Annotated in this window: 3 protein-coding genes; all 3 read left to right on the top strand. The window is 40.5% G+C overall.

Annotated elements, in window-relative coordinates:
• Positions 1-1,032, top strand: a 1,032-nt coding sequence (dinB, locus tag AACT21_RS08280; RefSeq protein WP_254917215.1) for a DNA polymerase IV, incomplete at its 5' end; no start/stop codon positions are given.
• 142 nt (positions 1,033-1,174) lie between these two features.
• Positions 1,175-1,918 carry a YggN family protein gene (locus tag AACT21_RS08275; RefSeq protein WP_088732796.1) on the top strand — a complete coding sequence of 248 codons (744 nt, stop codon included), beginning with the start codon at positions 1,175-1,177 and terminating at the stop codon, positions 1,916-1,918.
• A 161-nt stretch (positions 1,919-2,079) separates the two neighbouring features.
• Positions 2,080-3,079, top strand: a 1,000-nt coding sequence (locus AACT21_RS08270) for a CHASE4 domain-containing protein (protein WP_094164305.1), incomplete at its 3' end; no start/stop codon positions are given.

Raw genomic sequence — 3,079 nt, 5'->3', positions numbered from 1 at the left:
GATATGGATTGTTTCTACGCTGCGGTAGAAATGCGTGATAACCCCGAATATAGGCATCGCCCTCTAGCCGTTGGTGGTCATGAAAAGCAGCGTGGTGTGTTAAGTACTTGCAATTATGAAGCGAGGAAATTTGGCGTTCGTTCCGCAATGCCGACTGCTCAAGCCTTAAAATTATGTCCCAATCTGCTGGTCGTTCCGGGGCGGATGTCGGTATACAAAGCTATCTCCATTCAAATCCGACAGATATTCGAACGTTATACTTCCATTATTGAGCCGTTATCATTAGATGAAGCATTTCTTGATGTGAGTGATTCACCGTTATGTCAAGGAAGCGCAACATTGATAGCTCAAGCCATTCGCCATGATATTCACAACGAACTTCAACTGACCGCCTCTGCAGGTGTAGCGCCTGTAAAATTTTTGGCTAAAGTGGCCTCTGATATGAATAAGCCTAACGGCCAATTTGTAATACCACCCGATAAAGTACAGCAGGTGGTCGATTCATTGCCGCTAGAGAAAATACCCGGTGTCGGTAAGGTTAGTCTGGAAAAGTTACACCAAGCGGGTTTTTATAAGTGTGAAGATATTAAGCTAACAGACTATCGAGAGCTACTTCGTAACTTTGGCAGATTAGGCGCTTCACTATGGAAGAAAAGTCATGGAATTGATAATCGCGAAGTCGTGACAGAGAGGGAGCGCAAATCATTAGGTGTCGAAAGAACATTTAGTCAAAATATCTCAAGTTATGAAGAGTGCTGGCAGGTGATTGAACATCATCTCTATCCAGAGATAAAAGCGAGGTTAGACAGAGCGAGTGTTGATGGTTCGATTGTCAAACAAGGGATCAAAGTCAAGTTTGCCGATTTTCAACTTACGACGATTGAGCATCTTCATCCACAGTTAGAGCTCAATGATTTTCGAACCCTTTTGGAGAATATTTTGTTGCGGCAAAACGGGCGAGAAATTCGCTTACTTGGTTTACAGGTGATGTTAAAGCCAGAAATGCTCAATAAGCAGCTCAGTTTTTTTTAAATTAGTGAAACAAACTAACATTTATGTCATTAAATTGACGGTTTTTAGGTTGAAATCATTTATATTGCTAGCGAGAAATACTAACTCATCAAATATCCACACCTGATATGGTTAGTCATAAAACGATCGATGAGAGAAAACAATGAAAAAAGTAGTGTTAGTCACTTTAATGTTGTTGAGCTCCCCTTTGTGGGCAGCGCAGTGCCGAGTTGATGTGAACCATGAAGTTCACCTTGATGGTGATAAGGTTGAAATTCTTAAAACGAGCACCGACACTGTTTTGATAGATAAACAGAATAATCTCTATATCCGTGGTGAAAAGATGGAACTCGACAGTGAGCAGAAAACGGCCCTTGAGCAGTATAGAGAAAGCATGAATGCTTCATTGCCTAAAGTAAAACAGATGGCGAGTGATGGCTTAGCGTTGGCGAATGATATTTTGGATGATGTTGCGAAAAGTATTGAATCTCCCAACGCCTTCGATAGCGCCAAGCAATCCATAGCCGCTTTTTTTGCCAATATTGAATCTCGTTATTACAAAGATGGTGAGCTGGTTCTCCCTGCGCAGACTTTTGAATCAATGACGCAAACTTGGGCCGATGATTTTGAAAAAGCGAAAGCTTTATTTAACAAAGAGTTTATATCCGGTGCCTTCGATGCCCTTTCACTGAAAATGAGAGAAGAGGGTGGCTTAAACATCACAAAATTGACCGATACAATGGCGGACTTAAAAGTTAAGTTAGCCGAGCGAATTCAAGAAAACGCCGCCACAATTCAAAAAGAGAGTCGTGATTTTTGTGAGTCTCTTAATGATATGGTTGAGCAGGAACAACAACTGCACCAAAAAATACCAGTATTAAAAGATTATCAAGTCTTTACCATCTAAACTTAAAGAGCACATTCAGTGCTCTTTATTTGTCTCTATGATGTTAGGTTAATTTACTGGTATGGATGTTGTTTAATAATTTTAGTTTGAGATGGTTAACAGCATTAGTTTCAATAGCCTTCGTTGTGCTGTTTATTTTGTGTTATCTGCTATTTAAGTTTATGTGGTCTTATGATCGCGCCGTTGAAGATGCTCTTTCCTTGCAACGAGGTGAGGTTAACCGAGTTCGAACTGTTCTTAATATGCAAAAAACGGACATGGGGGCATCATTGGCTGATTATGCCGCATGGAATGAAATGGCCGATTTTATTGCTAAGCCTAATGATGATTTTATTCGCGACAGTATTGGTACTCACACCTTTGAATCCAAGTCATTAGACGGTATTTTTATTTTTAATCCAGATGTGCAATTAGTTTGGGGCCAGCGCTACGACTATGAGACTGGCCATGAAGCCAGTTATGATGCGATTCGATATAATTTTGGTGATATTTTAGCGGACGCGATGAAAGCACCAAAAGATTTCATCAAACCGAATCTCAGTTTTATCGTGATAGACGACAAACCTTTTATCGTTGCAACCTCTCGGGTTTGTAATAGTGACGCAAAGGAGTGCGACAAAGGTTATTTACTTTTTTTAAAAAGGATCAGTGGACAGTTTATCAATGAGCTTGTGATTGCAACTGGGGTAAATGTGGAAGTGATGCTGATCAAAAGTCTTAATGATCAAACCGTTGCCGCGCCACATGAAGATAATATCTCTTACCTTGAAATGCTTGATTATCGCAATCGTCTTACTGTGTTGATTAAAGTAAGTCATACCGTTAAAGTCCCACCGTTTATTCAATGGCAGGAGCTGTCTGGGCTTGCTTCATTCTCTATCCTAATGTTTTTCTTGAACTTAGTTGTAGCGAATAAAGTAGTCAAGCCAATCAATGATGCCAATCAAGTACTGGATCAATTTAAAGCATCGGGTGGAAAGATGCCTAGTGAGCGATCCTTCATATCGAAGGAAATGAAAGAGTTTTCGCGTACGATGAACCAAATAGTATGGGAGCTGGAAACCAGTCGGCGTGAACTAAAATGGCAATCAGAGCACGATCCACTCACACGTATTGCGAACCGCCGTCGTTTAGAAAAGGTCTTTAAAAGCTATATTGTTG

This window comes from Vibrio sp. V08_P9A1T1, assembly GCF_963874405.1.
GTDB classification, from domain to species: Bacteria; Pseudomonadota; Gammaproteobacteria; order Enterobacterales; family Vibrionaceae; genus Vibrio; species Vibrio anguillarum.
This window is presented reverse-complemented; position numbering and strand designations above follow the sequence as displayed.